At 61.2% G+C, this 22,363-nt stretch carries 21 protein-coding genes; 13 read left to right on the top strand and 8 right to left on the bottom strand.

All coding sequences use genetic code 11. The features are described 5' to 3' along the window. The first annotated feature begins 178 nt into the window (after positions 1-178). The 8 genes from Q0677_RS11925 (at position 179) to glmM (ending at position 10,548) form a co-directional block, all read left to right on the top strand. Positions 179-1,123, top strand: a complete 945-nt coding sequence (locus Q0677_RS11925) for a glycine--tRNA ligase subunit alpha (RefSeq protein WP_133485901.1) — start codon at positions 179-181, stop codon at positions 1,121-1,123. Further along, on the top strand, positions 1,120-1,587 hold the full coding sequence (locus Q0677_RS11930) for a DUF6446 family protein (RefSeq protein WP_282181435.1): 468 nt from the start codon (positions 1,120-1,122) through the stop codon (positions 1,585-1,587). The genes Q0677_RS11925 and Q0677_RS11930 overlap by 4 nt, the downstream gene beginning before the upstream one ends. Before the next feature lie 5 nt (positions 1,588-1,592). Further along, a complete protein-coding gene (gene glyS / locus Q0677_RS11935; protein ID WP_298910026.1) occupies positions 1,593-3,818 on the top strand; it encodes a glycine--tRNA ligase subunit beta in 2,226 nt (741 codons plus the stop codon). A gap of 97 nt (positions 3,819-3,915) precedes the next feature. After that, on the top strand, positions 3,916-6,474 hold the full coding sequence (locus Q0677_RS11940) for a putative PEP-binding protein (protein ID WP_298910028.1): 2,559 nt from the start codon (positions 3,916-3,918) through the stop codon (positions 6,472-6,474). Between the two features lie 73 nt (positions 6,475-6,547). Next, on the top strand, positions 6,548-7,198 hold the full coding sequence (locus tag Q0677_RS11945) for a cell wall hydrolase (protein WP_298910030.1): 651 nt from the start codon (positions 6,548-6,550) through the stop codon (positions 7,196-7,198). Between the two features lie 90 nt (positions 7,199-7,288). Further along, entirely contained in the window at positions 7,289-8,188 is a 900-nt protein-coding gene (locus Q0677_RS11950; protein WP_298910032.1) for a dihydroneopterin aldolase, read from the top strand. Next, positions 8,185-9,189 carry a dihydropteroate synthase gene (gene folP / locus Q0677_RS11955; RefSeq protein WP_298910035.1) on the top strand — a complete coding sequence of 335 codons (1,005 nt, stop codon included), beginning with the start codon at positions 8,185-8,187 and terminating at the stop codon, positions 9,187-9,189. The genes Q0677_RS11950 and folP overlap by 4 nt, the downstream gene beginning before the upstream one ends. A 15-nt stretch (positions 9,190-9,204) precedes the next feature. After that, positions 9,205-10,548, top strand: a complete 1,344-nt coding sequence (gene glmM / locus Q0677_RS11960; RefSeq protein WP_298910038.1) for a phosphoglucosamine mutase — start codon at positions 9,205-9,207, stop codon at positions 10,546-10,548. Between the two features lie 9 nt (positions 10,549-10,557). Here the strand turns inward: glmM and Q0677_RS11965 are convergent, their stop codons facing one another. The 3 genes from Q0677_RS11965 to ilvC all read right to left on the bottom strand — a co-directional run bounded on the left by Q0677_RS11965 (position 10,558) and on the right by ilvC (position 13,195). After that, positions 10,558-11,100, bottom strand: coding sequence for a hypothetical protein (locus tag Q0677_RS11965; RefSeq protein WP_298910041.1), 543 nt, complete (start codon positions 11,098-11,100; stop codon positions 10,558-10,560). Positions 11,101-11,162: 62 nt separating this feature from the next. Beyond that, positions 11,163-12,065 carry a DMT family transporter gene (locus tag Q0677_RS11970; RefSeq protein ID WP_298910044.1) on the bottom strand — a complete coding sequence of 301 codons (903 nt, stop codon included), beginning with the start codon at positions 12,063-12,065 and terminating at the stop codon, positions 11,163-11,165. 107 nt (positions 12,066-12,172) lie between these two features. Further along, complete coding sequence (ilvC, locus tag Q0677_RS11975; RefSeq protein WP_298910047.1) at positions 12,173-13,195, bottom strand: ketol-acid reductoisomerase; 1,023 nt, start codon at positions 13,193-13,195, stop codon at positions 12,173-12,175. A 139-nt stretch (positions 13,196-13,334) separates the two neighbouring features. Here ilvC and Q0677_RS11980 point away from each other — a divergent pair, with 139 nt between their 5' ends. From Q0677_RS11980 to Q0677_RS11990, 3 genes are read left to right on the top strand one after another with little or no spacing between them, the layout of a single operon-like run. Next, positions 13,335-13,790 (top strand): Lrp/AsnC family transcriptional regulator, encoded by a 456-nt coding sequence (locus Q0677_RS11980; protein ID WP_298910049.1) that lies wholly within the window; start codon positions 13,335-13,337, stop codon positions 13,788-13,790. Beyond that, positions 13,787-14,242, top strand: a complete 456-nt coding sequence (locus Q0677_RS11985) for an Lrp/AsnC family transcriptional regulator (RefSeq protein WP_298910052.1) — start codon at positions 13,787-13,789, stop codon at positions 14,240-14,242. The genes Q0677_RS11980 and Q0677_RS11985 overlap by 4 nt, the downstream gene beginning before the upstream one ends. A gap of 60 nt (positions 14,243-14,302) precedes the next feature. Further along, entirely contained in the window at positions 14,303-15,430 is a 1,128-nt protein-coding gene (locus tag Q0677_RS11990; RefSeq protein WP_298910054.1) for an aminotransferase class V-fold PLP-dependent enzyme, read from the top strand. 61 nt (positions 15,431-15,491) lie between these two features. On the opposite strand, the gene Q0677_RS11995 is transcribed toward Q0677_RS11990, so the two are convergent. The 3 genes from Q0677_RS11995 to Q0677_RS12005 all read right to left on the bottom strand — a co-directional run bounded on the left by Q0677_RS11995 (position 15,492) and on the right by Q0677_RS12005 (position 17,652). Further along, on the bottom strand, positions 15,492-15,692 hold the full coding sequence (locus Q0677_RS11995) for a hypothetical protein (protein ID WP_298910057.1): 201 nt from the start codon (positions 15,690-15,692) through the stop codon (positions 15,492-15,494). Positions 15,693-15,790: 98 nt separating this feature from the next. Further along, the gene (locus tag Q0677_RS12000) at positions 15,791-16,990 is read right to left on the bottom strand and encodes an FAD-dependent monooxygenase (RefSeq protein ID WP_298910060.1); all 1,200 of its coding nucleotides are present in this window, start codon (positions 16,988-16,990) and stop codon (positions 15,791-15,793) included. A 14-nt stretch (positions 16,991-17,004) separates the two neighbouring features. After that, positions 17,005-17,652: a pyrimidine 5'-nucleotidase gene (locus Q0677_RS12005; RefSeq protein ID WP_298910063.1), complete on the bottom strand. Its 648-nt coding sequence runs from the start codon at positions 17,650-17,652 to the stop codon at positions 17,005-17,007. Positions 17,653-17,801: 149 nt separating this feature from the next. Here Q0677_RS12005 and Q0677_RS12010 point away from each other — a divergent pair, with 149 nt between their 5' ends. Then, positions 17,802-18,446, top strand: a complete 645-nt coding sequence (locus tag Q0677_RS12010; protein WP_298910064.1) for a GntR family transcriptional regulator — start codon at positions 17,802-17,804, stop codon at positions 18,444-18,446. On the opposite strand, the gene Q0677_RS12015 is transcribed toward Q0677_RS12010, so the two are convergent. Together Q0677_RS12015 and carA are read right to left on the bottom strand one after the other, a co-directional pair. Next, on the bottom strand, positions 18,418-20,415 hold the full coding sequence (locus tag Q0677_RS12015; protein ID WP_298910066.1) for a glycosyltransferase family 2 protein: 1,998 nt from the start codon (positions 20,413-20,415) through the stop codon (positions 18,418-18,420). The two genes, Q0677_RS12010 and Q0677_RS12015, sit on opposite strands and share 29 nt — an antisense overlap. Positions 20,416-20,543: 128 nt before the next feature. Further along, positions 20,544-21,716, bottom strand: coding sequence for a glutamine-hydrolyzing carbamoyl-phosphate synthase small subunit (carA, locus tag Q0677_RS12020; protein WP_298910069.1), 1,173 nt, complete (start codon positions 21,714-21,716; stop codon positions 20,544-20,546). 188 nt (positions 21,717-21,904) lie between these two features. Here carA and Q0677_RS12025 point away from each other — a divergent pair, with 188 nt between their 5' ends. Further along, positions 21,905-22,363 (top strand): GatB/YqeY domain-containing protein, encoded by a 459-nt coding sequence (locus Q0677_RS12025; protein WP_298910470.1) that lies wholly within the window; start codon positions 21,905-21,907, stop codon positions 22,361-22,363.

Genomic DNA, 22,363 nt, shown 5'->3' on the forward strand with positions numbered 1-22,363 from the left:
TTCGCGCAAGTAACACATCGGTGCCAGCGAAGGTCAATATCGCCGCGCCGCCTTTCGGAAATTTCTGCTGCGTTAGGGCAGGAAAACCCAACCCTTGCGCCCGTTTCCCGCGTTGACCCTGTACCCCCCAGCGCCTATTGAGTGGCAGACTTTGTACAAACCAGTTCAGGGCAGCGCCATGGCCACGACCAAGACCAAACCGCAATGCTTTCAGGAAATCATCCTGCGGCTTCAGAACTACTGGGCCGAAAAGGGCTGCGCCGTGATGCAGCCTTATGACATGGAGGTCGGCGCAGGGACGTTCCACCCGGCCACCACGTTGCGCTCGCTTGGTTCGCAGCCGTGGGCCGCCGCCTATGTGCAGCCCTCGCGTCGTCCGACCGATGGCCGCTATGGTGAAAACCCAAACCGCCTGCAGCACTACTATCAGTACCAAGTGCTGATCAAACCCAGCCCGCCCAACCTGCAAGAGCTGTATCTTGGCTCGCTCGAAGCCATCGGCATCGACATGGAGCTGCACGACATCCGTTTTGTGGAAGACGACTGGGAAAGCCCGACGCTGGGCGCGTGGGGTCTGGGCTGGGAGGTCTGGTGCGACGGGATGGAAGTCAGCCAGTTCACCTATTTCCAGCAGGTCGGCGGCCATGACTGTAAACCTGTGTCTGGAGAGCTGACATATGGTCTGGAACGTCTGGCCATGTATGTGCTGGGCGTCGATCACGTGATGGACATGCCGTTCAACGCGCCCGATGCGCCGATTGCGCTGACCTATGGTGACGTGTTCAAGCAGACCGAAGAAGAATACGCGCGCTGGAACTTTGACACGGCCAACACCGATGTGCTTCTGCGCCATTTCGAGGAAGCCGAGGAAGAGTGCCGGATGATCCTTGATCAGGCCTATGACGACCCCAAGACTGGCAAGCGTATCATCATGGCGCACCCGGCCTATGACCAGTGCATCAAGGCCTCGCACCTGTTCAACCTTCTGGACGCGCGCGGCGTGATCTCGGTCACTGAACGTCAGGCCTATATTGGGCGTGTGCGTGCGCTGGCAAAGCTGTGTGCGGATGCCTTCGTGCAGACCGCTGCTGCGGGTTGGACACCGGAAGGGGACGCGGCGTGAGTGGTCGCCTGCTTGGGAGCTTCATCGTGATAACCGCCCTGATCTCTGGCGGCTTGATCTACTGGATCCAGCTTTACGCCTTCTATGACGAGGTCTCGGCCGAGGACGGGATCCGCATGACCAATCTGGTCACCGGCCAGCCTGAAATCGTGCTGTATGACAGCTTCCAAGGCATCGACGCCGACAGCTCGCCATTGCGCTATCGCGGCTGTTTCACCACGACGATGAGCTTGGCCATGTTGACCGAAACCTTCGTGCCCTATGAAGAGGCCACGCCCCTGACCGCACCCGGTTGGTTCGACTGCTTTGACGCAGTCCAGATCGGCGCAGATATCGAACAGGGCAACGCCTTGGCCTTTCTGGGCGAACGTAACATCAAAGATGGGGTCGACCGCGTCGTCGCCATCTATCCTGACGGCCGGGGCTTTGCCTGGCATCAGTTGAACGAAAAATATCAAGAGTAAGCACCATGCCTGACCTGCTGATTGAACTCTTTTCCGAAGAAATCCCGGCCCGTATGCAAACGCGCGCGGCTGAGGATCTGAAAAAGCTGGTGACAGACGGTCTGGTCGAGGCTGGCCTGACCTATGCCGGTGCTGCTGCGCTGTCGACGCCACGCCGCCTGACGTTGGCTGTCGAAGGCCTGCTGGCCCAATCGCCGGACACGCGTGAAGAACGCAAGGGTCCGAAAGTGGGTGCGCCGGACAAGGCGATCGAGGGCTTCCTGCGCGGAGCAGGCGTCACCCGCGATCAGCTTGAAGAGCGTGAGACCCCCAAGGGTGCGGTCTATTTTGCCACCATCGAAAAGAAAGGTCGCCCCGCAGCCGAGATCATCGCCGAGGTTCTTGAAAACGCCATCCGCAACTTCCCGTGGCCCAAGTCGATGCGCTGGGGTTCCGGCAGCTTGCGCTGGGTGCGTCCGCTGCACTCGATCCTGTGCATCCTGTCGGAAGAGGCTGGCGCCACCGTGGTGCCGCTGGACGTGGACGGGATCACCTCGGGTGACACGACCGAGGGCCACCGCTTCATGGCGCCGGGTCGTTTCGCTGTGACTGGCTTTGCCGATTACGAGGCCAAGCTGAAAGCCGCCAAGGTGATCCTGTCGCCCGCCGAGCGTGCCGATCACATCTGGGCAGACGCGCAAAGCGCTGCCTTCGCCCAAGGGATGGAGATCGTGGAAGACAAAGGCCTGCTGGCCGAGGTCGCCGGTCTGGTCGAATGGCCCATTGTCCTGATGGGCGACATCGCCGAGGACTTCATCCACCTGCCGCCCGAAGTGCTGCAAACCAGTATGCGCGAGCACCAGAAGTTCTTCTCGGTCAAGAACCCGAAAACGGACCGGATCGAGAAGTTCATCACCGTTGCCAACCGCGAAACCGCGGACCACGGCGCGACCATTCTGGCCGGGAACCAGAAAGTGCTGTTCGCCCGTCTGGCAGACGCCAAGTTCTTCTGGGAAAACGACATTCGCGTGGCTGAAGCGGGTGGTCAGCCGTGGCTGGACAGCCTTGCCAACGTGACCTTCCACAACAAGCTGGGCACGCAGGCCGACCGGATCGACCGCATCGCCGCCATGGCGCGGGCGCTGGCCCCGTCGGTGAATGCTGACGCAGGTCTGGTCGAAAAAGCCGCCCGTTGGGCCAAGGCCGATCTGTCGTCGGAAATGGTCTATGAGTTCCCGGAACTACAGGGCCTGATGGGCAAGTACTATGCCGCGCCTGCGGGCTATTCGATTGAAGTTGCTGATGCAGCACTTGAACACTACTCGCCGCTTGGCCCGTCTGATGATGTGCCCTCGGCGCCCGTCTCAGTTGCGGTGGCGATGGCCGACAAGCTGGATACGCTGACCGGCTTCTGGGCGATTGACGAAAAGCCGACCGGGTCGAAAGACCCGTTCGCGCTGCGCCGCGCTGCGCTTGGCGTCATTCGTCTGGTGCTGGACAACAACCTGCGGGTTGAGCTGGACAAGCTGTTTGACGCGCAACTTTTGCGCCACGAGATCGCTCTGAACGAAGACGGAGAATCTCGTGCGGCCCTGCTGCGTGATCTGGACAACGAGATCGCGGATCACGGCGTGTTTGGCGCCGCCATTCGCACCATTCTGGACCACTTCGATGGTGATCTGTCCAAGCACTTGAGCGAAGTGAAGGACAGCCTGCCGGCTGTCGCGCGCGATTTGCTGTCGTTCTTCCACGATCGCTTGAAAGTCTATCTGCGCGACAAGGGCATCCGCCATGACGTGATCGACGCCTGCCTTGCCATGCCCGGCAATGACGACCTGACGCTTCTGGTCAAGCGGGCCGAGGCATTGGCGACCTTCCTGTCGACCGAAGATGGCGAGAACCTGATCCAAGGGGTGAAACGCGCGTCGAACATTCTGGCGCAGGCCGAGGAAAAAGACGGTGTCGAGTACTCGTACGGTGCAGATGTGAAATTCGCCGAGGATGACAGCGAAAAGGCGCTCTTTGCTGCGCTGGATGCGGCCGAGGCTGCGATCACGCCGGCGATGGAGACTGAAGACTTCGCCGCCGCGATGACTGCGATGGCCGCCTTGCGCGCACCTATTGATGCGTTCTTTGAGGCCGTGCAGATCAACGCGGACAATCAGGTGATCCGGCGCAACCGCCTGAACCTGTTGTCGCGCATCCGCATGATCTGCGGCGGCGTGGCCGATTTGTCCCGCATCGAAGGCTAAGAGACGGGGCAACGCCCCTTCCGCCATACGAACACGCATGTTGCCCTTGTGTGACGCTGCATCCGCGCTATGGTGACGGGTGAAAGGCGGTGCTGCGGTGCAGAAAAATCAAGACTTGGGTTTCACGGAAATCACCCCGACGGCCGAGATTGAAACCTCTCGGCACGGGGGGCGGGCGAAGTGCCTGCAACGGCTGATCCGCTTGGATATGCCGGTGCCGCGCACGGTGGCGCTTGATTTTGACGCGGTGCATGGCGTTTCGGCCGGAGAGTTGCCCGATCTGGACGCGATGATGGAGCTGTTTGGCCCTGATCCGCTGGTGTCGGTGCGTCCGTCATCCGAGGATCCTGATTGGGGCGGGCCGGGGGCCATTCTGAACATCGGGATGAACGACAAGGTCCATGCCCACCTGATCGAAAGCCACGGGGAAACCGCCGCCAACGCGCTGTATCTGCGGTTTATCCAATCCTATGCCGTGCATGTCGGACGTCTGGACCCGGATGAGTTTGACGCCTTGGACACGCCGACCGCCGACACGTTGCGCGAGGCGCTGGAGCTTTATGAAGAAGAGACCGACGAATACTTCCCGCAAGATCCCAAGGTTCAGCTGAAGGAAATCCTGCGCTCGATGGCACGCGCATGGGAAGGCACGACGGCGCGACTGTTGCGTCAGGCCAAAGGTGCGCCTGCGGATGCTGGGCTTGGACTTGTCGTGCAGCAAATGGTGCTGGGTGTCGGGCAGGGGATCTGCGGCTCGGGCGTGATCCAGTTCGTGAACGGCACCACCGGACACCGTGAAATCCGTGGTCGCTACCTGTGCAAAAGCCAAGGGCGCGATGCTCTGACAGACGCGGAAGACCGCGATGTCATGTATCTGACCAAGGACCCGCGTGGTCGATCCATCGAAGAGGTGCTGCCGCAGAACTTTGCGGATCTCGTACGTTATGGCGAGTTTTGCCGCGTCCGCCTGCGTGAAGAGATGGAGATCGAATTCACCATCGAAAACGAAGAGCTGTTCATTCTGGACGCCGTGCGCGTGCCGCGCTCGGAACGGGCCAATGTCCGCATCGCAGTTGGCTTGGCCAAGGACGAGATCATCACGCGTTCCGAAGCCGTGTTGCGCATTCCGCCCCGCGCTCTGGCCGAGCTTCTGCACAGTCAGATCGACCCAGAAGGTACTCGTGACCACTTTGCCAGCGGCATCGCGGCCAGCCCGGGGGCGGCAACCGGCAAGATTGTGTTTAATGCCCGCGCGGCGCAGACATTGGCGTCGCAGGGTGAAAACTGCATTCTGGTGCGCCGTGAAACCAGCCCTGAAGACATTCGCGGGATGCATGCGGCCAAGGGTATTCTGACCATTCGCGGCGGGATCACCAGCCACGCCGCCGTTATCGCGCGTGGTCTTGGCTTGCCCTGCGTTGTGGGTGCTGGGGACTTGACCTTGAACAAGCGCAAAGGCGAGTTGGTTAATTCGGATGGGCGTACGCTACGCGAGGGCGACGTGATCTCGATTGACGGCAGCGCGGGCGAAGCGCTGGTTGGTGCTGTCGACATGCTGCCGCCCGAACTGGGTGAAAGCTTTCAGACCTTGATGACATGGGCGGACGAGCTGCGCGACATCGGCGTGCGCGCCAATGCCGACACGCCTCCGGATGCACGCAACGCACGGATGTTTGCTGCCGAAGGGATCGGGCTGTGCCGGACCGAACACATGTTCATCGACGATGACCGCCTTCTGGCCATGCGCGAGATGATCTTTGCCGATCACACCGATGACCGACGCGCGGCGCTGGACCGTTTGCTTCCCATGCAGCGCGCTGACTTTACCGAGCTCTTTGAGATTATGCAGGGCCAGCCGGTCTGCATCCGCCTGTTCGACCCGCCCCTGCACGAGTTCCTACCGCATGGCCGCGAAGGCCTGCGCGAACTGGCCGAGGCGCTGGACCTACCTTTGAAAGATGTCGAGCGCCGCGTGGCTGGTCTGCGTGAATTCAACCCGATGTTGGGTATGCGCGGGGTGCGGCTTGGTGTCACGGTGCCAGAAATCTATGACATGCAGGCGCGAGCGATCTTTGAGGCGACCGTCGAAGCCTCGAAATCCGGGGCGCCAGTGGTGCCCGAGGTGATGATCCCGCTGGTGTCCGCCAAACGCGAGGTCGAGATCGTGAAGGCCCGTGTCGATGCGGTGGCTGCGGCTGTGCGGATCGAGACCGGTGCCGACTTCACCTATCGATTGGGCGTGATGGTGGAAACGCCGCGCGCAGCCCTGCGGGCGGGTGAAATTGCCCAGCACGCGGCTTTTATGTCCTTTGGAACCAATGACTTGACCCAGATGACCTATGGTTTGTCGCGTGACGATGCGGGGCGTTTTATGGGCGAATACGTGTCTCAGGGCGTGTATGAGGAAGACCCGTTCCACATGTTGGATGCAGATGGTGTTGGTGAGCTTCTGGAAATCGGCGCGAACCGTGGCCGGACCGAGAACACCGACCTGACCCTGTCCATCTGTGGCGAACATGGCGGCAACCCCGAAAGCATCCGCTTCTGCCGCGACGCAGGGTTTGACTATGTCTCGTGTTCGCCTTTCCGGGTGCCCGTGGCCCGCTTGGCGGCGGCCCATTTGGCGATCACATCTCCGAAACCAAATGTAACGTAAATCGCACAGGACTAGACGTAACGACAACAAACCCCTATGTGACCCGGCGAAATCGTCAGGGACGTGTTGTGTGATGCGTATTACTTGGAAATCTCAGCTTCTGGCTGTTGTCGCGGTGGCGGCGGGCGCACTTGTGCCTGCCTTCGCATCGGATTCTGATCCGTCGGCCTCGCCCTTCGGTGCGGCTCTTTTGCAAGAGCATTCGGGCCTTGGCGCAATGGGAAGCGCGAAGCTGAACGCGATTTCGGTGCTGCCGAAGATGCGCAAATCCGGTTCGGACAGTTTTGAGCGCTCGGTCGCGTGGTTGTCCGCGCAGCCCGCGCCGAAACAGGATGCCGAATGGACCTGTCTGACCGAAGCTCTGTATTTCGAAGCCCGTGGAGAAAGCATCTATGGCCAGTTCGCTGTGGCCGAGGTGATCCTGAACCGTGTTGACGACGCACGCTTTCCGAACACGATTTGTGGAGTGGTCAACCAAGGCACGGGCCGGAAGTTTGCCTGCCAGTTCACCTATACCTGCGACGGGCGTGACGAGGTCATCCACGAAAAAACCGCCCATGACCGTCTGGGCCGTATTGCGCGTGCTATGATTGATGGTGCGCCGCGTGACCTGACGCTGGGTGCCACGCATTACCACACCAAGGCCGTCTCCCCGCGCTGGTCGCGGGTGTTCCAGAAAACCGCCTCGATCGGGGTGCATCGCTTCTATAAGATGCCCGGCTAAAGACGTCTGATCGCGCCGATCCGTCGCTTTGGGCTGGCGTTTCGGGGCGCGTTCGGGGCATGGTCCTGCCAAGTTTAAAGGGGACATGCGATGACCGAGGCAAGCTTGGCATTTTCTGATTTAGAAGCACGTGCGCGCGCCATGGCAGGGGACACGCCTGCCGACCGTATTTCCGTGCGCGACCATGTGGTCGACGTGGAAATCGGCGCTTTTCAGGCCGAACGTGGCGTGACCCAGCGCCTTAGCTTCAGCGTGGTAGTCGAGGTTGCCGAGCACGGCGGGGCCGACACGGACGATGTGGACGACATCCTGTCCTATGACACGATCACCGAAGCGATCATGGCCGAGCTTGAGGCCGAGCGCCTGAACCTTCTGGAAACTCTGGCCGAACGGATCGCGCAGCGTCTGCTGCTGGCCCCGCAGCCCCAGCGCGTGTTCGTGCGGATTGAGAAGCTGGACCGTGGTCCCGGTAAGCTGGGGGTCGAGATCGTCCGCGACCGTAATAGTGGTGACGCCGAGGTCGAGGCTCAGGACGCCCCGGCGCCCATTCTGGTCTTCCTGTCCTCGAACGCCTTGAATGACGAGGGGCTGCCGACCTTCCTTGATCAATTCGAGGAAGACGGCGCGCCGACCATCCTGATCGTCGATGCGGAGCTGCCGCTGGTGCAAGACAGCTGGGCCGCGCGCAACATCGTGCTGCTTCAGGCGGATCAGGCGGCATGGCAGCTGGCGACCATTGACCCGCGTGCTGTTCCGGTCGGCACGCGGACCGAGTTGGATTGGGGGCTGAAGAACGGACAGCTTAGCGTCTGGGCGCCGTCCAAGATGGTGCTGGACGCGGTGGATGCGCCCGTCGCGATCTCTCTTCCCGATCTGACCCTGTGGTTCTCCGAACAAGTGCAGGCTTGCCAGATCCTTTGGGTGGGCTGCGACGCCCCGGACACGCCGGGCATCGACTCGCATTCTGTCATGTTGGAGGATCTGTCATGAGCCAACGCATTCAGCCCATTGCCCGCACGGGCCGTCCGTTCTCGGGTCAATCTTTGTGCGGCAGCGACAGCCTTTGGTTCGATCAGGTCTTAGAGCGCCAGCGCGGGGGGGAAGTGCAGACGGTCGATCTGGCCGATCTGGATGACGCCGCGATTCAACGCCTCAGCGCCCCGCGTCCGACGCTGTGCGGCCTGACCTTGGACCAGCCGCGTCTGATGGGCATTCTGAACGTGACGCCGGACAGCTTTTCGGACGGGGGCGAGTTGGACACGATCGAAGCCGCCGTCACCCGCGCCCGCCAGATGGCTGGCGATACCGACATTCTGGACATTGGCGGGGAAAGCACCCGTCCCGGCGCGGAAGAGGTGGCCATTCAGGAAGAAATCCAGCGTACCGCGCCGGTGATTGAAGCGATCCGTGCAGCGGGCGTGACCACCCCGATCTCGATCGATACGCGCAAAGCCCGCGTGGCCGAGGCCGCGTTGGATGCAGGCGCGGATATTGTGAATGATGTGTCCGCCTTCACCTTCGATCCCGAGCTTGCCGACCTTGTGGCCGAACGTGACGCGCCCGTCTGCTTGATGCATTCGCAGGGCCGGCCCGAGGACATGCAGAACGATCCGCGCTATGACGATGTGTTGTTCGACGTGATGGACTATTTGGAAGAGCGCATTAGCTTTGCCGAGGGTAAAGGCATCAAACGTGAGCGGATTATCACCGATCCGGGCATCGGATTCGGTAAGACTCTGGAACACAATGTGACTTTGCTGCGTAATCTGTCGCTGCTACATGATCTGGGTCTTCCAGTGCTGCTGGGTGTGTCGCGCAAGCGTTTCATCGGCACCATCGGACAGGCCGGGGTGGCCCGCGACAGGGTTGCCGGATCCGTGGCCGTCGCGATGCATGGCATCGCGCAGGGCATGCAGATTTTGCGGGTCCATGACACATTTGAAACACGGCAGGCATTGCGCCTTCACGCAGCCATGACCGAGAAAAAGTAAGAACAAGGCGGCAGTATGGTCGAAAAACTCTTCGGAACCGACGGAGTGCGTGGGCTGGCAAATTCCTGGCCCATGACAGCAGAGATGGCGTTGAAGCTGGGGGCCGCTGCGGGGCGCCACTTCCGCCGCGACCATTCCAACGGGCACCGGGTGGTGATCGGCAAGGACACCCGCCTGTCGGGCTATATGCTGGAAAACGCGCTGACGGCGGGTCTGACCTCGACCGGGATGAACGTGCTGCTTCTGGGGCCGGTACCAACACCGGCCGTCGGGCGCGCAACCCATTCGATGCGGGCGGATCTGGGCATCATGATCTCGGCCTCGCACAATCCGTTCCATGATAATGGCATCAAGTTCTTTGGCCCCGACGGCTTCAAATTGTCGGACGAGGCCGAAGCCGAGATCGAGCGCATGGTGCACGATGGCGTCGACCCCGTGCAGCCGCAGAACATCGGCCGCGCCAAGCGGATCGAGGAAGCCCGTCAGCGCTATACCGAGTATCTGAAAACCACCTTCCCGCAGCACAAACGTCTGAACGGCATGAAGGTCGTGATCGACTGCGCCAATGGCGCGGCCTATCGCGCGGCGCCTGACGCCCTGTGGGAACTGGGGGCCGAGATCATCCCCGTGGGGGTCTCGCCCGATGGGACGAATATCAACAAAGGCTGCGGTTCGACCGACACTGCTTTGGCGGCGCGCACTGTGGTAGAACACGGCGCGGATCTGGGCATCTGTCTGGACGGCGACGCGGATCGCATCATGATCATCGACGAGAAGGGTCAGGTGGCGGATGGCGATCAGCTGATGGCGCTGTTCGCGACGCATTGGGCGTCCGAAGGGCGCCTCAGCGGCGGCAAGCTGGTCGCGACGGTGATGTCGAACCTGGGGTTGGAACGTCACATGGCCGCGCAAGGGCTGGAGCTTCTGCGCACCAAGGTGGGCGACCGCCACGTGGTCGAGGCGATGCGGGCGGGCGGCTACAATCTGGGCGGCGAACAGTCCGGTCACATCGTGATGACGGATTACGCGACCACGGGCGACGGTCTGTTGGCGGGGCTTCAGTTCTTGGCCTGCATGGTCGAAACCGGCAAGCCTGCGTCTGAACTGTGTCAGGTCTTCGAGACCGTGCCGCAGATGCTGAAAAACGTGCGTTACACCTTGGGCCAAACCCCGCTAGAGGCCGACAGCGTGAAGGCCGCCATCGCGGATGCGGAAGGCAGGCTGAACGGCAAAGGGCGGCTTCTGATCCGCAAGTCCGGCACGGAACCCCTGATCCGCGTGATGGCGGAGTGCGAAGATGACGCCCTTCTGTCGCAGGTCGTCGACGGCATCGTCGCCGAGGTCGAGGCCGTCACCTAAGCCCGCCCCCTATGGCTCTTGGATGAGCGTGGGGCGAAGGAAGACGATCAGCTCGGCCTGCGTCGCATAGGCGCGGCCAACCCGTGTCCTGAACAAGGCATCAAGGCCGGGGACGTTATTTAGCACGATCTTCTTGGCACGTTGTCTGATCTGCCACTCTACATCGTCATGTGTGACGGCGCATTTCTTCGGAAGTGGTGCGTCTTTGATCGGACGTATTGTCAGTATGTTTTGATACAGAAAGACATCCCCCCACGGCACAGCTCCGGCCAGACGGTCGGGCAGCATTGTCCGCAGAGCGTTCAGCCCCAGCGCTCCGAGCAGAGCGGATGCGACGGGAAATTGGGGATAGCTTTTCCTCAAATTCCAGCCAAGTGGACCTGCAGCCGTCATCGCAAGAAGCATGATGGGCAGGATGCGGCTGCCGTTGCGGATAAGGTGAATGCGGGCTGCCTGAATGCGGCGATCACGGTCGCGTTCACTGGCAAGCAGCAGGTTGGGCGCGCAAATAGCAGCTGCGCTTGCATGTGTAATAAGCGTTCTTCGTTCCATGACAATCCTCCCCATTAGGCAGGGTATCACGATTGCCGAAATTCACGAAATCCGCGGCGCGTTCAGCGCCCCGCCAACATCTTCCGCAGGCTGTACCATTGGCTGATTGCCAACCCGCTCATGATCAGGGCGAGCGCCGCGAAGAAGCGTAGCGGAAGCGCCTCGGACAGGATCCACGCGCCGAAGACCATCGACCACGCGGGCACTTGGTAGTTGACCAGTGTCATGAACACCGAGCCTGCACTGATGATGATCGCGACGCGCAGAAGTGTTGCCAGCGCTGTCGGTAAAAGCCCCAAGGCGACGATTGCCAGCCCCGAGCGGGTGCCTTCCCATGCCGGCCATCCTTCGGTCATCAGCATGATTGGGAACAGGACAACCGATCCAACAACAAGTGTCAGCGCCGCCAATACCAGCGGATCAATCGGCGGGCAGCGGCGCGTTAGGATCGACGCGATGGAATAGCATAGCGCGGCCCCGATACAGGCCAGTTGCGCCAGGGGTTCTGTCCCTTGCCCAAGCTGCGCCAGCCCCGGTCCGATCAGAACCAAAGCACCGCAGAACCCTAAGGTGACCCCGATGAATTTGCGCATGTTCAGAGGTTCGTCCGAGAAGAAGTGCGCCAAGGGCAACACCATCAACGGGATCGAGGCCATAGAGAGACCAGCAAAGGCCGACGGGACGTATTGTTGCCCCCAGCTCAGCAGCACGAAAGGCAACGCGGTGGACAGAATGCCAACGATCGAGATGATCCACCACAATGTGGCGTCCCATTTTGGCATGCTGCGCCCCGTTGCCATGACCAACCCCAGCAACGCTACAGCGCCCAAAGTGGTGCGCGACGTGGCGACTGTCACCGGGCCGTACCCTTCAAGCGCGATAGCCACGACCATGAAGGTGCCGCCCCAGATCAGACCAAGGGCAATGACGCCCGCCCAGTCGCGGGTGGTAGGATTGTCGGTCATGGAACCTCGCAGTGATGCGCAAAGAAGAAAGGGCGCCCGGTGTCGGACGCCCCACTTGATCTTTTGTTGCGATGGAAATCAACCCACCGCGTGACCGTGTTCAGGTCTTAGTTCTTTTCTTGGTCAACCAGCTTGCCGGCCGAGATCCAAGGCATCATGTCGCGCAGTTTCTTGCCGACAACCTCGATCTGGTGCTCGTCGTTGTGACGGCGGGCAGCTTTGATGGTCGGCTGACCAACAGCGTTCTCCAGCATGAAGTCACGCACGAATTTACCGGTCTGGATGTCTTCCAGCGATTCTTTCATGGCTTTCTTGGTGGCTTCGTAGGGCAGGATGCGCGGGCCGGTGACGTACTGGCCGTATTCTGCAGTGTTCGAGATCGAGTAATCCATGTTGGCGATGCCGCCTTCATAGATCAGGTCAACGATCAGCTTGGTTTCGTGCAGACACTCGAAGTAAGCCATTTCCGGTGCGTAGCCGGCTTCAACCAGGGTCTCGAAACCGCAACGGATCAGCTCGACGATACCGCCGCACAGAACAGCCTGCTCGCCGAATAGGTCGGTTTCACACTCTTCGCGGAAGTTGGTTTCGATGATGCCCGAGCGGCCGCCACCGATGGCCGAGCAGTAGGACAGGCCGATTTCCAGCGCTTTGCCGGTCGAGTCGGTGTCAACAGCCACTAGGCAGGGAACGCCGCCGCCTTTGACGTATTCGCCGCGTACGGTGTGACCCGGGCCTTTGGGGGCCATCATGATCACGTCAACGCCTTCTTTCGGCTCGATCAGGCCGAAGTGAACGTTCAGGCCGTGAGCGAATGCAATCGCTGCGCCCGGCTTGATGTTGTCGTGAACGTATTTCTTGTAGGTTTCAGCCTGCAGTTCGTCGGGCATGGTGAACATGATGACGTCACACCAAGCAGCGGCTTCGGCGATGCCCATGACTTCCAGACCTTCAGCTTCAGCTTTCTTGGCCGAGGCCGAGCCTTCGCGCAGGGCAACAACAAGGTTCTTGGCGCCCGAGTCGCGCAGGTTCAGCGCGTGAGCGTGGCCTTGCGAGCCATAGCCCAGGATGGCAACTTTTTTGTCTTTGATCAGGTTAATGTCGCAATCGCGATCGTAGTAAACGCGCATATCGGGTGCTCCGTTGCATGGGTTGTTCTTTCAGGTCGCATCATAGGCATGACTGCGCTGCATTCGAGATGAATAACGGGCATTTAGTGCGAATAGTTGGGGGTAGCTATTCACTAGATGATGTAATAGTGAAGAAATCATGCTCGATGATCTTGACAGACGCATTCTAAGACAAATGCAGGCGGACCCGACTCTCGGCGGGTCCGAGTTGGCAGACCGGGTGGGTTTGTCAGCAGCACGCCTATCGCGTCGCGTCGAACGGCTGCGCGATCAGAAAATCCTGCGGGGCCCGCGCGCGGTGATCAATTGGCGCGCGTTGGGCTATGAGGTCGAGGTCAGCCTGCGGGTGACGCTCGACAAGACCCAGCCCCGCGCTTTTGATGATTTCATTGAAGCGGCCCGCGCCATTCGGGAAGTGATCGAGATCCAGACCTTCGTCGGGCGCGTCGATGTGCGCCTGTCCGTCATCGCCCGCGACATGCCGCATTATCAAGGCATCTACCGCGACCAAATTCTGGCGCTGCCGCATATCGCCGACATCGAGGCCTTGATGCATGTGGCGCGAATCAAATCGGATGAAAGCCTGCCGCTATGACCGAGTTTGACGAGATTGATCTGACCCTGCTGCGCCTGCTGGCCGAGGATGCCACACAATCCGCTGGTGCCCTTGGGCGCGAAGTCGGGCTAAGCCAACCCGCCGCGTGGCGCCGTATCAAGCGCCTGACCGATCTTGGTGTGATTGCCGGACGGCGGCTTGATCTGGACCGCGAGGCACTGGGGTTCGGCGTGACCGTGTTTCTGGGTGTAAAGCTCGCCACCAAGGGGCGTGTCAGTCTGGACGATTTCGAACGCGCTGTATCTGCGATCCCCGAGGTGCAGACAGTCGAACACGTGCTGGGCCTCTATGACTATCGCCTGCGCGTTGTGGCCCGCGACATCGCAGACTTCGAGCGCGTGTTGCGCCGTCGGATCATGACCATGCCGGGCGTGGGGGATGTCGAGGCCAACGTGCTTTTGTCCGAAGAACGGCGCCCTGGGCCGATTTGACCTCTTCCCTGTGCCCGCGATCTGGGTCACGGTGGTCCGGTACAGTGAAGGAGACCCTATATGCCCGCACTTCTGCCCGACATTGATCCTGATGGGATGCTCGAATTCTCGGTCGTGTTCACTGACCGATCTCTGAACCACATGTCCAAAGCCTTTCAGGGCGTGATGACCGACATCTCAACCACGCTGAAAGAGGTCTACAACGCTGATGCCGTGGCCCTTGTTCCCGGTGGTGGAACCTACGCGATGGAGGCTGTCGCGCGCCAGTTCGCAACCGGGAAGCGGGTGATGGTCATTCGCAACGGGTTCTTTTCCTTCCGCTGGAGCCAGATTTTCGAGATGGGGGCGATCCCGTCCGCGGAAACCGTGATGAAAGCGCGCCGCGTGGGCAATGCCCCGGATGCGCCGTTCGCCCCCGCTCCGATTGACGAGGTCGTCGCGAAGATCAAGGAAGAGAAGCCAGACGTCGTGTTCGCCCCGCATGTGGAAACTGCCTCGGGGATGATCTTGCCCGATGACTATATCGCCGCCGTGGCCGAGGCCGTACATGGCGTGGGCGGGATCTTCGTTCTGGATTGCATCGCCTCGGGCTGTGCGTGGGTCGACATGAAGGCGACTGGCGTGGATGTGCTGATCTCGGCCCCGCAAAAGGGCTGGTCGGCGCAGCCGTCTGCCGGGATCGTGATGATGAACGACAGCGCGCGGGACATGGCGAAAGCCGCGACCTCGACCTCGTTCGCGGTGGATCTGGGCAAGTGGCTGTCGATCATGGAGGCCTACGAGGGCGGCGGGCATGCCTATCACGCGACGATGCCCACCGACGCGCTGCGGGCTTTCCGTGATACCATGTTGGAAACCAAGGACTACGGGTTTGAAAAGCTGCGCGACGCGCAGTGGGAGCAAGGACGCCGTGTCCGTGCATTGCTGGCGGAGAACGGCATCAAATCCGTGGCCGCCGAAGGATTTGAAGCCCCCGGCGTGGTCGTGTCCTATACCGCGAACCCGGACATCAAGGCGGGCAAAGCCTTTGCTGCCGAAGGTGTCCAGATCGCGGCGGGTGTGCCGTTGATGGTGGACGAGGGCGACGACTATTCGTCCTTCCGCTTGGGCCTCTTCGGGCTGGACAAGCTTTATGATGTCGATGCCAGCGTGGCCCGGCTTGAGGACGCGTTGAAGAAAGTTCTGTAGAATCCAAAACGGCGCGCAGATCCTGCGCGCCGTTTTGTTTTTGCCGGTTGGGCCTGCGCGCTTACGCTTTGCCGCCTGCCATGGTGACCAGCAGCAGATAAATTACCGGGACGGTCGAGAGGGCGACAAGCCCCACGCCCACAATGCCTTTCAGAAGAAAGCCCGCCACGAGGGCAGCGATGATTGCGCCAATGATCATGAACGCAATCCTTTCGGCGCGGGCGTCTTTGGCTTGCTGTTCCGGGGTTACTTCGGTTGCCATGATAAAGTCTCCTGTTCACGTTGCGAGGCGTGTATCCTGCATGTGTTCAGGAAGCGGTATGCGACAATCCTGCCATGTGGCGGCGTGCCGCAGCACGGTCAGGCGGGACCAAGGCCAGCCCGCATTACGCGCTTGCGCATGGGGGCCACGTCATGCACCGCTTTCAGGCCCAAAAGACGCACTGTTTGCATCACGCCATCCCCGGAGCGCGTGACACGGTTGAACAGATCAATGGCGCGGGCGCGGCGGGCAATGTCAGGCGCGCGGGCGGCGTCATAGGCTTTCATCATCGCAGGATCGCCAAGGGCGCTTGGATTGGCCTCGGCCAGTTCCAGCAGGGCAATGACGTCGTTCAGCGACGTATTCAGACCCTGCGCGCCGATGGGGGGCAGGGCGTGGGCGGCCTCGGCCACGACGGCCACGCGGCCCGAGATCAGCTGGTCCGCGGTCTGCGTGATAATCGGCCAGACCGAGCGATTGCCCTGAAGATGCATCCGTCCCAACAGCCCGGTCGAGCGCTGGAACATCACGTCTTCAAATTCGGGCACGCCCATATTCATAAGCTCGACTGCGCGCGGACCTTTATTCATCCACACGATGGCCGAGGCAGGTTTGCCGTCCATGTTTGGCAGTGGCACGATGGTGAAGGGCCCGCCCTCGTTATAGATTTCGGTCGAGATGTTGCCGTGCGTTAGGTCATGCGTGACCGTGAAGGCCAGCGACTTCTGCCCATAGCGCGTGGTGGAGACGGTGATTCCTGCCGCTTCGCGCAAGGGCGAGAACTTGCCATCCGCCGCGATCCCCATTCGGGCGCGGATGCGGTCTCCGTTTGTCAGGGTGACGATGATCTCGCCAGTGCGCTGCACCATCGAGCGAAAGCCCGTTCCGTAAAGCGGTGTGATCAGCGGCTGGTTTTGTAGATAGGCCCAGATCTCGCGTCGGACGACCCAGTTCATCAGGTTCCAGCCAAAGGGTTCGTCGCCCATATCGTCCGAGCGGAATACGCGGCGGTCGCGGATTTCCGGCGGCCAGCCCGTCGTGTCGATCACCGCCAATTGGTCCAACGGCTTGGCGTGGTCTTTCAGATGCGGCCAAAGGCCTACGCGGTCGAACAGCTGGCGGGCGGGGCGGAGGAAGGCGGTCGAGCGGAGGTCGGATTTTTCCTCGTTCGCAGTCGTAACTGGTACGAAGGGATCAGCCATGACCACGCTGAAGCCGGTTGCGGCAAAGGCGGCGGCGGACACCTGACCGGCGATCCCGCCGCCCGAGATGAAAATGTCAGCACGATGTTCGGTCATGGTGTGTCCTTTGGTTACTTCACCAGCCGCTCCAGAAACGCGGTCAGGTCGTCGGTGTGGTGGTGAATGTGATCGGCGGGCTCGGGCGTCGGCGCGACATGGACGGTTTTCATGCCCAGCTCGTGCGGCACGGCCAGATTGCGCGGGTCGTCCTCGAACATGGCGGCGACATCGGGCTTCACGCCGTCGCGCGCAAAGACGGCATCAAAGGCGGCGCGGTCGGGCTTTGGATGGAAATCGGCGTGCTCGACGCCATAGATCGCGTCAAACAGCCCAGATAGCCCCCGCGCGGCCAGCACCTGTTCGGCATAGGGGGCCGAACCGTTGGTGTAGACAATCTTGCGCCCCGGTAGGTTGGTGATGTGGCTGGCCAGATCGTGGTCGGGTTCCAGCGCATCGAAGGAAATGTCGTGCACGTCATGCAGATAGGGGCCGGGATCCACCCCATGTTCGCGCATCAAACCGGCCAGAGTGGTGCCATGCTCGCGCCAGTATTTCTGGCGCAGGCGATCCGCCTCGGCCCGATCGACGCCAAGCTCTTCCATCACCCAATTGGTCATACGTACTTCGATCTGGTCAAACAGCCGGACCCGCGGCGGGTACAGCGTGTTGTCCAAGTCAAAAACCCAGTGACTGACGTGAGAGAACAGATCGGCGACCATGGTGGGAAAATAGACCGCCGCCGGGGCAGGTTAAAGGTCTTATTCGACGAAAACAGGCTCTGCGACGTCGCGACGCGTGCTTGGTGTTTGCCATGTTCATGGCAGCATGCTTATCTGTGCGGATCAATAAAGGCCGGAAGGACAGAATGGTGGCTGAGGGTAAACAGGGACAGCGCGACGCGTATGAGATGATCCTCGATGCGATTGACACGGGCACGTATAAGCCCGGCGATCGGCTGGTCGAAAACGAGCTGGCCGAGCGGTTTGGCGTGTCCCGGACCCCGATCCGCGAGGCGCTGCAGAGGCTCGAGACGCAGTCGCTTTTGACTCGCGACGGGCGCAGCCTGATCGTGGCGTCACTGGACCACAGCCAATTGGCCGAGCTTTACGTGGTGCGGGCCGAGCTGGAAGGTCTGGCCGCATACTTGGCCGCTCAACACGCCGCCCCCGAAGAAATCCGCGTGCTGCGTGAAATGGTCGAGGAAGACCGTCAATTGCTGGGCAACCCGTCTGCCCTGTCACGTGCCAACCGTCGCTTCCACAAGCAGCTGCATCTGGCCTCGCATAACCGCTATCTGGTGCAACAGTTGGATCTGGTCCATCGCTCGATGGCGCTGTTGGCGACCACGTCGCTAGCCGCTGAAGGACGCAGCGAGGATGCGATTTCCGAGCATGACGCGATCGTCTCGGCCATCGAGGTGCGTGATCAGGATGCGGCCCGTGCGGCGCTCAGAAAGCACATCTCGCGGGCGTTCGAGACGCGGATCAAGCTGGATTCGTCGCTGGGGGACTAAGCGGCGCCTCGTCCGTTGCCGTTTGCTGATCGAACTTCCCGTGCTGGGTTTTGTCCCAGTAGAACGGCTTGGTCATGATCTCGAGAAACCCTTTCATCGCGGCCAAGGAGGCCAGCGGATAATAGAAGTGCAGGGTGGGCACCCAATATCTGAGCCAGCGATGCTTCGGGTTGCTGACCGCCTGCACGCCAACGGTGATCGTCAACAGCTCGGCCGCCATGAACACCGTGCCCAGCACGACCAACAAGTTGTGCGGCGCAACCCCGCGTAGGGGGTGGGGCAGGCCCAGCGGGAAGGCCCAGAAGGTCCACAGGATCGGGGCCAGCAGGAACTGTGACAACGCACCCAGAAACAGGATCTGGAAACCCGTGAACTTCCACCAGCCAAGTTCGCGGCGCAGTTGACGTGGGTTGCGCATATGCACGCCATAGGTCATCGCGTAGCCCTTGATCCAGCGCGACCGTTGCTTGATCCACGGCCAAACACGGCAGTTGGCTTCTTCCTCGGTCACAGTGTCAATCAGCTCGGTCCGGTATCCACGGCGCGCCAGACGGATACCCAGATCCGCGTCCTCGGTCACGTTATGGGCGTCCCACCCGCCGAGTTCCTCAAGCGCATTGCGGCGGAAGAACAGGGTGGTGCCGCCCAGCGGAATGGCAAATCCCATGCGCTCGACCCCCGGCAGGACCAGCCCCCACCACGTTGCGTACTCCACAGTGAAACAGCGGCTCAGCCAATTGGTGCGGGCGTTATAGAAATCCAGCTTGCCTTGCAGGCAGGCGACCTCGGGCCCGCGTTCCGAGAACCGACGCACGACCTTGTGGATCTGATCGGGGGCGGGGGCGTCTTCAGCATCGTAGACGCCGATGATCGAGCCCTTGCAGAAATCCAGCGCGAAGTTCATCGCGCGGGGTTTGGTTTTCACGACGCCGCGCGGCACCACGATCTGACGCATCCAGCGGGGTAGATCAGATCGGGCGAGGGTTTGTTGGGTCAGGCTGTCGTCTTCCTCGACCACCAGACAGATATCCAAAAGCTCGCGTGGATAAGACAGGCGCTCCAGTCGCTTCACCAACCGCCCGGCAATCTCGCGTTCTTTATAGAGCGGGACAAGGATGGATACGGTGGGCAGTTTCAGAAACCCGTGCGGCGATTGCGAGAGGTCAGGGGCGTCATCATCGTGTCGCGCGCGCCAGAACTGCCACGCGGCGATGGCTTTCAAGGACGAATTCAGGATCAGCGTCAGCACGGCCCAACCGACCAGCACGGCGAACCCGGCGAAGCTTGAGACCACGAAGACCGCGCTGATCGCCAGCACCAAGGACAACCCGAACCGCATCACCGCGGTTTGGCTCCACGTGCGGCAGCTGTCCTCTGCGGCGACGCGGCTTTCCGCGCGCTGGGCAAGGCTGCGATGGCGTAGGTCGACAAGGGCCGCGTGGATGTCTTCCTCGGGCGCGATGGCCAGATAGCATTTTCCCCACGAGGCGGGGAAGTTCTTCGACAGGCTTTCGAACTGGTCGGGGCGCGCGCAGATCACGATGGTCGCCCCACCCGCGCGTTTCCACGGGACGATGCCGTTCCGAATGCAGAATTCGGCCCCGATCTGGTCGATCAGGCGCACGTCGGGGCGCTGCGCTGTCAGGTCCGCGATCTCGCACTTATATTGATGCGCCAAGGCGGAATAGAGGTCCGATCGGCTGACCCAGTCATTGGCCAAAAGGATGTCACCAAAGCGCGCATCCTCGCGCGCCATCAAGGCGACGGCCATCGACAAGTTTTCGGGGGACAGCGCGCCCATTTCCACCAGCACTTGGCCCAAAGGCTTGCGGCGCGCGGGCGTGGGGATTGGCTGCGCTGGGGCGACCGGTCGGGCCGCGTGCGATCCGAATGCGCGGTGTTCTTCGATCCCTGCCTGAACCGAAGCCGCATCATTCGTGTGGATGATACGTAAATCTGGAGATGGCATTTTATGCTCGTTCAACTGTCAGACCAGACGAGCTTGGGTCCAGAATGGTTAATGGCGGGTTAACCAACCCGCCATCACGTTTGATAAGTGCAATTTTGTCGCGGCCGTGTGGGGCGTGACGCCCTAGATCAGGCGCGTGCGTCCATCGCGTCCGAGAACCGCTCGAACAGGTAATAGCTGTCCATCGGGCCCGGGCTGGCTTCGGGGTGATACTGCACCGAGAAGACCGGACGGGTTTCCATGCGGATCCCGCAGTTCGAGCCGTCAAACAGCGACACGTGGGTCTCGATCACACCTTCAGGCAGGCTGGCTGCGTCAACGGCGAACCCGTGGTTCATCGAGGTGATCTCGACCTTGCCGGTGTCGTTGTCTTTGACCGGGTGGTTTGCACCGTGGTGGCCGTGGTTCATCTTGATCGTGCGTGCGCCAAGGGCCAGCGCCAGCATCTGGTGACCAAGGCAGATGCCGAAGACGGGCAGGTCCGTGGTGTCCAGAATGGTCTTGATCATCGGCACGGCGTATTCGCCGGTGGCCGCTGGGTCGCCGGGACCGTTCGACAGGAAGACGCCGTCGGGATTGTGGGCCAGTACTTCTTCTGCGGTCGCGGTGGCGGGCAGGACGGTGACGTCACAGCCGGCCGATGCCAAGCAGCGCAGGATGTTGCGCTTGGCACCGAAGTCCAGTGCGACGACCTTGTGGCGCGGCTTGTCCTGCTTGGGGTAGCCATCCGGCCACGCCCAACGCATCTCGTCCCATTTATAGCTTTGGGCGCAGGTGACCTCTTTCGCCAGATCCAGACCTTCAAGGCCCGAGAAGCCGCGGGCTTCGGCGATCAGAAGTTCGATATCGAAGTTTCCGTCCGGGTCATGGGCGATGGCCACATGCGGCGCACCTTGCTGGCGGATCGCTCGGGTCAGGCGGCGCGTATCAATGCCCCCGATGCCGATGCGACCGGTCTTGGCCAGCCAATCCACCAGACGTTCGGTCGAACGCCAGTTCGAGGGCTCGGTCGGATCCCACTTGACGACCATCCCGGCAGCAACCGGGTTCGTGGTCTCGTCATCTTCCGGGTTCACACCCACATTGCCCACATGGGGGAAGGTGAAGGTGACAACCTGTCCGGCATAGGACGGATCGGTCATGATCTCTTGATACCCGGTCATGGCGGTGTTGAAGCACAGCTCGGCAGTAGTAATACCGGTGGCTCCGAACCCCTGACCGTAGAAGATCGTGCCGTCAGCAAGGACAAGACAGGCGGTGGGTTTGGCATTTTCCTGAGAAGGGGCGGTGGCAGCGGACATTGGGCGACTCCCGATCGACAAATTGGCGCGAACCTAGTGTCGCGGTCGGGGCGGGTCAAGGCCGCTTTGTGCTGAAAAGGCACGGCTGTTAATTTTTACGTTGTTAGCGCCTGACAGATTGGTTGATTGCCCTGCGGCTTTTGGGTAAACACCCGTCTTTGTGAATGCCACAGATTATGGATGGACCCATGGACATGCGCAGCCGGGTGAATGACGCCCTGAAAACGGCCATGAAAAACAAAGACGCCGAGCGGTTGACGACGCTGCGGCTGATCAATGCCGCGATCAAGGATCAGGACATCGCCCTGCGGGGAAAAGGCGAGGACACTCAGGTGTCGGACGCCGACGTGCTGGCCATTCTGGGCAAGATGGTCAAACAGCGCCAGGAAAGCGCGCGTGCCTATGAAGAGGGCGGACGTCTGGAGCTGGCCGAGAAGGAACTGGGCGAGATCAAAGTGATCGAGGATTTCCTGCCCAAGCAGCTGTCGGAAGACGAGGCCGAGGCCGCCGTGGCCGCAGCCATCGCTGAAGTTGGCGCAGAGAGCATCCGTGACATGGGCAAGGTGATGGGCGCGTTGAAAGCCAAATTCACCGGCCAGATGGATTTCGGCAAGGTCGGCCCGATGGTGAAGGCCAAGCTGGGCTGA

The organism is uncultured Aliiroseovarius sp. (genome assembly GCF_947492455.1).
Lineage (GTDB): Bacteria > Pseudomonadota > Alphaproteobacteria > Rhodobacterales > Rhodobacteraceae > Aliiroseovarius.

Excerpts from the sequence above, each read along its gene's own strand:
- Q0677_RS11925 (WP_133485901.1), top strand. The coding sequence starts at position 179 with ATGGCCACGACCAAGACCAAACCGCAATGCTTTCAGGAAATCATCCTG.
- glyS (WP_298910026.1), top strand. The coding sequence starts at position 1,593 with ATGCCTGACCTGCTGATTGAACTCTTTTCCGAAGAAATCCCGGCCCGT.
- Q0677_RS11945 (WP_298910030.1), top strand. The coding sequence starts at position 6,548 with ATGCGTATTACTTGGAAATCTCAGCTTCTGGCTGTTGTCGCGGTGGCG.
- Q0677_RS11950 (WP_298910032.1), top strand. The coding sequence starts at position 7,289 with ATGACCGAGGCAAGCTTGGCATTTTCTGATTTAGAAGCACGTGCGCGC.
- folP (WP_298910035.1), top strand. The coding sequence starts at position 8,185 with ATGAGCCAACGCATTCAGCCCATTGCCCGCACGGGCCGTCCGTTCTCG.
- glmM (WP_298910038.1), top strand. The coding sequence starts at position 9,205 with ATGGTCGAAAAACTCTTCGGAACCGACGGAGTGCGTGGGCTGGCAAAT.
- Q0677_RS11965 (WP_298910041.1), bottom strand. The coding sequence starts at position 11,100 with ATGGAACGAAGAACGCTTATTACACATGCAAGCGCAGCTGCTATTTGC.
- Q0677_RS11970 (WP_298910044.1), bottom strand. The coding sequence starts at position 12,065 with ATGACCGACAATCCTACCACCCGCGACTGGGCGGGCGTCATTGCCCTT.
- ilvC (WP_298910047.1), bottom strand. The coding sequence starts at position 13,195 with ATGCGCGTTTACTACGATCGCGATTGCGACATTAACCTGATCAAAGAC.
- Q0677_RS11980 (WP_298910049.1), top strand. The coding sequence starts at position 13,335 with ATGCTCGATGATCTTGACAGACGCATTCTAAGACAAATGCAGGCGGAC.
- Q0677_RS11985 (WP_298910052.1), top strand. The coding sequence starts at position 13,787 with ATGACCGAGTTTGACGAGATTGATCTGACCCTGCTGCGCCTGCTGGCC.
- Q0677_RS11990 (WP_298910054.1), top strand. The coding sequence starts at position 14,303 with ATGCCCGCACTTCTGCCCGACATTGATCCTGATGGGATGCTCGAATTC.
- Q0677_RS11995 (WP_298910057.1), bottom strand. The coding sequence starts at position 15,692 with ATGGCAACCGAAGTAACCCCGGAACAGCAAGCCAAAGACGCCCGCGCC.
- Q0677_RS12000 (WP_298910060.1), bottom strand. The coding sequence starts at position 16,990 with ATGACCGAACATCGTGCTGACATTTTCATCTCGGGCGGCGGGATCGCC.
- Q0677_RS12005 (WP_298910063.1), bottom strand. The coding sequence starts at position 17,652 with ATGGTCGCCGATCTGTTCTCTCACGTCAGTCACTGGGTTTTTGACTTG.
- Q0677_RS12015 (WP_298910066.1), bottom strand. The coding sequence starts at position 20,415 with ATGCCATCTCCAGATTTACGTATCATCCACACGAATGATGCGGCTTCG.
- carA (WP_298910069.1), bottom strand. The coding sequence starts at position 21,716 with ATGTCCGCTGCCACCGCCCCTTCTCAGGAAAATGCCAAACCCACCGCC.
- Q0677_RS12025 (WP_298910470.1), top strand. The coding sequence starts at position 21,905 with ATGGACATGCGCAGCCGGGTGAATGACGCCCTGAAAACGGCCATGAAA.